General features: G+C 70.9%; 4 protein-coding genes. 1 reads left to right on the plus strand and 3 read right to left on the minus strand.

What is annotated here, in order from left to right; all coding sequences use genetic code 11:
- The 3 genes from D3A59_RS24260 to D3A59_RS24270 all read right to left on the minus strand — a co-directional run.
- Positions 1 to 5243 (minus strand): VCBS domain-containing protein (locus tag D3A59_RS24260; RefSeq protein ID WP_157991692.1); only part of this gene is annotated, 5243 nt, incomplete at its 3' end.
- Between the two features lie 59 nt (positions 5244 to 5302).
- Entirely contained in the window at positions 5303 to 6076 is a 774-nt protein-coding gene (locus tag D3A59_RS24265; RefSeq protein WP_119157889.1) for an efflux RND transporter periplasmic adaptor subunit, read from the minus strand.
- Positions 6077 to 6087: 11 nt separating this feature from the next.
- A complete protein-coding gene (locus D3A59_RS24270; protein ID WP_119157890.1) occupies positions 6088 to 7563 on the minus strand; it encodes a TolC family protein in 1476 nt (491 codons plus the stop codon).
- Positions 7564 to 7787: 224 nt separating this feature from the next.
- Between D3A59_RS24270 and D3A59_RS25705 the strand changes: the two genes are divergently transcribed.
- The gene (locus D3A59_RS25705; protein ID WP_157991693.1) at positions 7788 to 8039 is read left to right on the plus strand and encodes a hypothetical protein; all 252 of its coding nucleotides are present in this window, start codon (positions 7788 to 7790) and stop codon (positions 8037 to 8039) included.
- Positions 8040 to 8101 lie beyond the last annotated feature (62 nt).

Below are 8101 nucleotides of genomic sequence, written 5' to 3' on the forward strand. Positions count from 1 at the left end.
CCCGAGCCGAGGGCGCTGCCATCGGCGAGCGCCAGGCTCACGCGCTGGCCGGCGACGCCACTGACGGTGAACACCGCCCAGGGCGACGCCTCGTTGACCGTCGGGCTGGAGACAGTGAGCGCGCGGTCGTCGTCCTTGACTGCGCTCGGATCGATGCCGCTGTCGTCACGATAGACATCGCCCGTGCCGTCATCAACGATCACCGCGATGCCGACAGCCGAGCCGCCGCCGGTGTTGGTGGCGACCAGGCCGAAGGTCTCCGGGCCCTCGTAGACGCTGTCAGGCGTGATGCTCGTGCGCACCAGCAGTTCGCCGTCGGACGGCAGCATCAGTTCGGCTGCATAGGTGATCCAGGCGCCTTTGCCGTTGTCTGCCCCGGCGTCGAAAACCTCGATCGCACTGCCGCGGTCAGCATCGTCAGCGCTGCCGTTGCTCAGCGCGAGGCTTAGCGCCTGCCCGGCAGCGCCAGTGACCTTGAACACTGCCCAGGGCGAAGCCTCGTTGACAGTGATGTCGGTGACGGCAAGCGGCCGGTCGTCGTCGCGCGGGCCCGGAGGCAGGGGCGTGCCGTTGTCGGCGTAGATGTCGCCAGTGCCGTCGTCCTGGATCGTGCCGGTGCCAAAGGCGGCGACGCCCGCGGCGTTGATCGCTGCCAGTCGCAGCGTCTCCGCCCCTTCGTGGACGCTGTCCTGCAGCACCGTAGTGCGCACCAGCAGCGTGCCGCTGCCCGGCAGCGCGACGATGCCGGCATAGGGCACCCACGCGACGCCGTCGTGGATCTCGAGGTTCGGCGAGAAGTCGAGGCCGCTTTCCGCATGGCCCGGCCCGCTGCCGGTGGAACCTAGCGTCAGGCTCACGCGCTGGCCTGCGGCACCGCTGACGGTGAAGACGATGTGGGGCGAGGCCTCGTTGACGCTCGGGCTGCTGACGACGAGCGGGCGCGCGTCAGGCGAGACGGTGATCGCCACCGAATCGCTGTCCTGCAGGCCGCTGCTGTCGAAGGACTGCAGCGTGAGCAGGTCGCTACCGGCGAAACCCTCCGCGGCGCGGTAGCGCAGCGTCGCGAGCAGGGCATTGATCTCGGCCTGGCTGCCCGAGATCAGCAGCGGGGAGTCGGGAGTGCCGGTGCCAGCAAGGGTGGCGGTGCCCGCCTGTGCCGCATCGACCGAGAGCGTGCCGCTGCGCACCGTCAGCGCGACGCGGGCGAGGTTGCCGTCCACGTCGGCCACCGACAGGCCGGGGATCAGCGCGTTCTCGTGATCGAACTGCGTATGTGAGGACGGCGCAGTGTTCACCGGCGCGTCGTTGGCGCCCTCGACAGTGACAGTCAGCGCTGCGGTGGACTCGAGTCCACCCGCGTCGCGCACGGTGTAGCTGAAGGTCTCGCTGAGCGAGGCGCCGGCCGCCAGCGCGCGCACGGCGGCATTGCCGGCGTCGATCGCGTAGCGGTAGCTGCCGTCGGCGCCAAGCACGAGCGTGCCGTAGCTGCCCGCGACGGACGTTCCGCCGCCGGCTGCGCTGCTGCCGGGTGCGACCGCGGTGCCCGGCGCCGCCAGGCCGAGCCCGACCCAGGCGACCGTTAGAGCATCCCCAGCGTCGGCGTCGCGGTCGTTGTGCAGCACGTTGCCGACGGCATCCTGGCCCGCTGCGGTGCCCCCCGCCGCGGCCGCACTGGCGGTGTCGGCCAGCGCCACCGGCGCGTCGTTGCTGCCCTGGATCGTGACCGTCAACAGGGCCACGTCGCTGCCCGAGCCGTTGGCGGCACGGTAGAAGAACACGTCCTTCAGCGTGTCGCCGCTGTTGAGCGCCTGCACCTGCGCGAGCGTGTTGTCGAGCGCGTACTGGTAGCTGCCGTCGGCGGCGATCGACAGGCTGCCGTAGTAGCCGTTCACGACCGTGGCGCCACTTATACCAACACCAACGGTCGACGAGACGGGCGTGCGCTCGGACCAGACGGCGGTCACTGCGAGGTTGCTGCCGATGTCGCCGCTGAGCACGTTGCCCCCTGGGTCGGTGCCCGGCGTGCCGTTGGCGACGCCGCCTGCCTCGATGGCGGTCGCCGAGTCGGCCCTCGCGTCCGGCTCGGTGTCATTGCTGGTGCCTTCGATGCGCACCGTCAGCACCGCCGTGCTGGTGAGCCCGCCCGCGTCCCGCATGCGATAGGTGAAGGTCTCGTCGAAGGTCTGGCCGGCGGCGAGGCTGTGGTCGGTGATCCGGTAGACGTAGTCCCCGTCGGCCCCGAGGCTGAGGGTGCCGCGCTGGCCCTGGATGTTGGCGCCCGGCGCGAGGCTGAAGCTGAGCGACGTGCTGCTCATGAGCGTGACCGGGGCGCTGAGCGTGATGCGACTGTTGACGTGGTCAACGGCAGTCACGGTCGGCGCGGTGGCGTTGCCGGTGCCATGCACGGTCATGCCGACCAGCACGGTGCCCGAGCGCGCGGAGAGCGTGAGCGTCGACGAGGAGGTGGTGCCGGGGGCCGACTGCCCCGTGGTCGAGAAGTAGCTGTTGCCCGAGATCTGGCTGCCGGGGTTGGGCTCCCAGAACTCGATCGTCGCATTCGAGGCGATGTTGACCGTCGTACTGAGCGTGACGACGCGAGTGACCGGATCGACCGCCGTGACCGTGATGCGGTTCGAGATGTTGTTCTTGTCGTACAGCGTGCTGCCGTTGAGCGTGACGTGCAGGACGTCGCCGACGTTCGCATAGTCCTTGGGCTGGCTGCTGCTCGTGTTGCCCAAGCTGGTGACGACGATCCGTGTCGGGTCGTTCGTCACGGTGCTCGCGGCGGTGGCGCCCGCGACCAGTTCCACCACCGTCCGGGTGTCGCCGGCGTCCACGTCCCGGTCGTTCGCGAGCACGTTGCCCGCGGCATCGGAGCCGGGGTAGGTCGCGGGGTTCGGGCCGGCTTCCTTGGCGGTGTTGAAGTCGTTGACCGCCACCGGCGCGTCGTTGGCGCTACGGATCGTGATCGTCAGCGTACTGCCGCTGGTCGCGCCAGCGGCGTCCGCGACGGTGTAGCGGAAGACCTCGGTGAGCGTGTCGGTGTCGCCGCGCAGCGCCTGCACAGCCGCATGGGTGTTGTCCACCTCGTAGACGTAGCTGCCGTCGGCGCCGATGCGCAGCGTGCCGTACAGGCCGGCGAGCACCGCGGCCTGGTTCGCCGCGGTGCTGCCGTCGGCAGGGACGACGGTCCCGCCGAGGGTCGCGCTCGCCACCGCACGCACCTTCAGCGTGTCCCTAGCGTCGACATCGCTGTCGTTGGCCAGCACGTTGCCGCTGGCGTTCGCGCCCGCCGTGGCGTTGGCCGTGCCGCCGGCCTCGCGTGCCTCCCCGGTGTCGGGGCGGGCCGTCGGCGTGTCGTTGACGGGCGTGACGTTGAAGGTCAGGACCCGGGGCACCGGGTCGAGGTCCGCGCCGCCGTGGGCAGTGCCGCCGCTGTCGCGCACCTGGAAGGTGAAGCTCGCGTAGGCGTTGCCGTGCGCGTCGGCCGCAGGCGTGAACTCGAGCCGGGCCAGGTCCGCGGCCGCGATCTGCTGCCCTGCCTGCACCGGCACGCCGTCGAAGCGGAGCGTGCCGGCCGTGGGCAGCGTCGTGATGACGACGCCCGCAAGCGTATGGGCGCCGTTGTCGCGCGTGTCGGCAAAGCCGAAGTCCGCCGCGGCGAAGCGGTAGGGCGTGTCCTCGGCGGTGGTGAGGGTGCGGTCCGCGCCGCTCGGCGCATCGTTGACCGGCACGATGAACAGCGACAGCGTGGCAGTGGCGCTGGCGCGGCCGTCGGAGACGGTGTAGCTCACCAGCGGCACCGGGCCGCTGTAGTCGGGCGCCGGCGTGAACAGGTAGCTGCCGTCGCTGCCGACGCGCAGCGTGCCCACGCCGGGGAGGCCGGTCTCGACGCTCGCGCCGTCGGCCACCGCATGCGTGCTGCCCGCCACCGTGAAGGCGGTGAGGCGCAGCGCGTCGAGGTCGGCGTCGCTGTCGTTGGCCAGCACGTTGCCGGCGACGCTGCCGTCCTCGAGCACGGTGGCCGAGTCGTTGGCGGCCACCGGCGCGCGGTTGGGGACGATGTAGCGGTTCATCGCCGTGTCCACCGGGTCGCTACTGGTGCCGTAGGCGGTGCTGCCGGCGAAGCTGAACGCCGGGTTGAGCCGCAGCACGTAGGCCGTGTCGTCGCCGGTGCTGATCTGGCCGTCGGCGCCTGGCACATAGAAGTACAGGCCGTTGACGGTGCTGCCCGTCTTCACGAGACGGCTGACGACGCCATAGAGCGTCTGGCGCTGGCCGCCGGCATCCTCGTAGCTCAGGGAGCCGGTGACGTTGTTGCCCTTGAAGAGCGGATCCGAGGGGTCGCTGGACGTGAACCTGAAGTTCGTGCCGGCCACCGCCGCCGCCGCGGTCGTGAAGCCGTTGGCCTCCTCGCTGCGCGAGGTCGGCGTGATCTGGAAGACCTGCGTGAAGGTGAGCGAGGCCTCCTCGACCGCGTAGGCGCGCCCGTCGATGACGAGCACGCCGCGATCGTCCTCGTGCGCGATGCGCAGCCGCTCGGCGGGATCGAGCTCGAGCCGCATCACCGCGGCGGCGAAGGCCTCGCCCTCGTCGCCCTGGGTGTCCACGGCACCGTTGAGCGCCGCGTCGATGCCGTGGCCGAACTCCTCCAGCAGCACGCGCGTCAGTGCCTCGGCCGGGGCGCCCGAGGCGCTCCAGTAGTCGATCCAGCCGGCGTTGAGGAAGATGACCGGCCCGCCCGACGGGCCCTGTGCCGCGAACGCGCCCAGGGCGCCCTGCAGCTCGGCATGCGTGCGCAGCTCGACGTCGATCGCCGCCTCGCCGGTGCGCAGCGCGGCGAGGAAGGCGTCGGCGGCCTGCCGCCATTGCGCCGAGGGCTCGCCCTGGCCGCCGTCGAAGAGCTCGAACAGCCGCTCGATGGCATCGGGCTGCGACAGGAATTCCTCCAGCAGCCGCTGCGCCTGCACCTGCGCCTCGAGCACCAGGGGCGGCAGCGGTGCGCCGCCGGGGGCGGGGCGCAGCATCTCGAAGGCTTGCACCGTCACCGGCGTCTCGGGCAGCGGTAGCGGTGCGGCGGCGGGCGCCGCGTCGCGCTGGGCCTCGCTCGCGGGTGCAGCCTCGGATAGCACCTGCACCGCGTCGGCCGCTGCCGCCGCGTCGAACATCAACCGTGCTTCCAGCGACCAGGCGCGGGGCATGGCGGAGGGCAGGAGTTTTTTCTTCCAGGAGGGCGTCGACATGAGCGGGGGTGTTCTGAAGCGAAGGCGGGGGCGGGATGCGGGAAAAGGTCCGGAGCGGCTCAGGGCGTGCGTTCGAGCGTGACGCGGCCACTCATGCCGGCCATCAGCTCGGGCGGGCGGCCCTCGATCGCGGCCACCACCTTGACGGACTGGCTCACGGGGTCGACTCGCGCGCCCAGGCGCAGCACCCGTGCGGCATAGCTGCGGCCGGTTTCGTCGACGACGATCTGCAGCGCGCTGCCGGCGCGCACGCCCTGCAACCAACGCGAGGGCATGATGAACTCGAGTTCGAGCACGCTGTCGTCAAGCACCTCGAGCAAGGCCTGGCCAGGCTGCGCGAACTGGCCCTCGCGAATGCGCTGCTCGGCGACGCGCCCCGCCCAGGGCGCGATGACCTGGCACTTGCCGAGCTGCACCTGGATCTGCGCCATCTCGGCGCGGGTCTTGGCCACCTCCGCCTCGGCCTGGTCGATCTCGAGGCGGCCGGTGGCGTTGAGCTCAAGCAGCCGGCGCTGCGTCGCCAGCACCTTGCCGGCGGCGTCCAGCGTGGCGCGCGCTCGCTCGAGCTGCGCCTGCTGCAGGCTGCAGTCGAAGCTCACCAGCACCTGGCCGGCGCGGAAGGCGCCGCCCTCGGTGACCGACACGCGCTGCACGCGCGCGCCGATCTCGGCGGCAAGCGTGGTGTGGCGGCGCGGCGAGAGTTGGGCGCGCACCTCGGCGGCCTCCATGCGCGCCGCGGGCGTCGCCGGCAAGGCGGGCGTCTGGGCCAGCGCGGATAAGCCGCAAAGCAGCGCCGCCGCGGCGGCGGCCCCAGTTCCGAATCGCTTCAGCATCGCGCGGCCCTTCAGGATCCAAGGCGCAGGCGCACCTGCTCGGCGATCTGCTCCACGTTCAGCTCATCGGTGCTGACGGGCAGCGGGTCGATGCCGAGCGTCGCATGCAGGCGGCTGTGCGCCGCATGCAGCTGAGCGAGCGCCTGGTAACGGCGCAGCAGGCTGACGATCGAGGTGGTCTGCGCCGCGACGCGCTCGAGCTTGGAGCCGGCCTGTGCCTGCTCGCGGCTGAGTTGCTGCTGCGCGATGCGGTCGTCGAGCCGCCACAACGCATCGGCGCGCTCGAACTGGCGCTGCGCGCCCGCGAACTGCGCGCGCGCCACGTGCACCTGCGTGACGACCGCCACATGCGCAGCCAGCCGCCGCTGGTCGGCCAGCGCAATGCCGGCCTCGGCCGCGCGCCGCTGCGCCGGCAGCGACAGCAGGTTGAAGAGGTTGTAGGAGGCCTGCAGGCCCGCCTCGGCCCAGTTGTTGTGAACCAGGTACTTGTCGCTGTCATAGCGGGCACCGAGGTTCAGGCTCAGATTAGGGTAGGCGCGCGCGATCACCTTGCGCGCCTCGAGCGCCGCGACGCGACGCATGTAGAGCTGCTCGCGCAGGTCGGCGTTCTGCGCCAGCGCAAGCTCCTCCATCGTTTCGACGCCCATCGCCAGCGGGTCGCCCGCGGGCAGCTCCTGCTCCATCGCGAGCCGTGCGTCGAGCATCACGGGTGCGTTGATCAGCGCGGCGAGCTCGAAGCGCGCGGTGACGAGCTCCTGCTCGATCGCCTCGAGCAGGCGCATGTTCTCGGTCAGCTGGCGCTGGTAGCGCAGCGAGTCCAGCGGGGAGCGCAGCCGCTCGGCCTCAGCCTGGCGGGCATCGGCGAGCGCCTCCTCGGCGAGCCTCAGGTTCGCCTGCACGTCCTCGCGCAGGCGCTGCGCGCTCGCGGCGCGCCAGAACGCCACGCGCACGTCCTGCACCAGCTGGTGCGTGGCCTTGCGGCGGCGCTCGGCGGCAGCGAGCACGCGGTCGGCCGCCTGCTCGGTGTTGTAGCGCGCCAAGCCGAAGTCCAGCAGGCTCCAGCTCAGCTCCAGGCCGCCGAGCGCATGGCTGCGCTCCTGGGACAGCGTCGGGTCGGTGCCAAGAAGGTTGCCCTGCAGGTCGGTGGCGCGCGCGATGCGGTCGTTGTTGCGTGCGGTGTAGCCAGCCGACGCCACCAGGCGTGGCAGCATGTCGTAACGGCCCGCCTCGAACTGCTGCGCGGCCAGCGCTTCCTCGAGCAGCCGGGCGCGGCGCTCGAGGTTGAACTTCAGCGCACGCGCGATGGCCTCGTTCAGCGTCAACGTTTCGCCCACAGGTGTGACGTCCTTGCGGGCCACGACGCGGTCCTCGGCCATCTGTGCTTGGATCTGTTCGGCCTGCAGCGGCTGCAGTGCGAGCTGCGCGCAACCGGTGGCCAGCAGGCAGGATGCAACCGCGACGGCCAGGACATGAGGGCGGAATTTCATGGAGTGTTCGCGAGGGCGGCCGCGACAGCGGCTCAGGTGGGAGAAGAGGTGGTCCCGCGCGTGCGCGAGGCGGCTCTTCTATATCGGCCACCAGTGCTGCAACTTTTGCTGCATGTTATGCTATTTTTGCAACAAATTGCATCATCGTATAAAAGCAGGGATAGTCAGGACTCTGTTGCTGGGATGGGCCCCACGTTGGCCCTCACCCTCCATAGCCGCCTCGCTTGTATCTTCAGATCGGGCTCGGGGCCGCTGCCCGCGGCCAGCGCCCAGATTCGCACCTCGCGGCGCTCGATGCGGTTGCGCCGCCCGATGTCGTGGCTGCGGGTGAGGTCAGCGGGCGGGCGCTGCCGCGCCTGCGCGTGCATGGCGTGCAGCAGCCGGGGCTGGTTGGCCTTGAGTTGCACCAGCAACTGCGCTGTAAGCGCACGGCGATCCCAGGCCTGTTGCCCGGCGAAGCAATCAGCTGGCGGTAACGTCCGAGGTCCAGCGATGTGGCAGCAACTCAGCGATGCGGCTGGCAGGCTGTGTGGGCAGC

The sequence above is a fragment of the Caldimonas tepidiphila genome, assembly GCF_003569765.1.
GTDB classification, from domain to species: domain Bacteria; phylum Pseudomonadota; class Gammaproteobacteria; order Burkholderiales; family Burkholderiaceae_C; genus Caldimonas; species Caldimonas tepidiphila.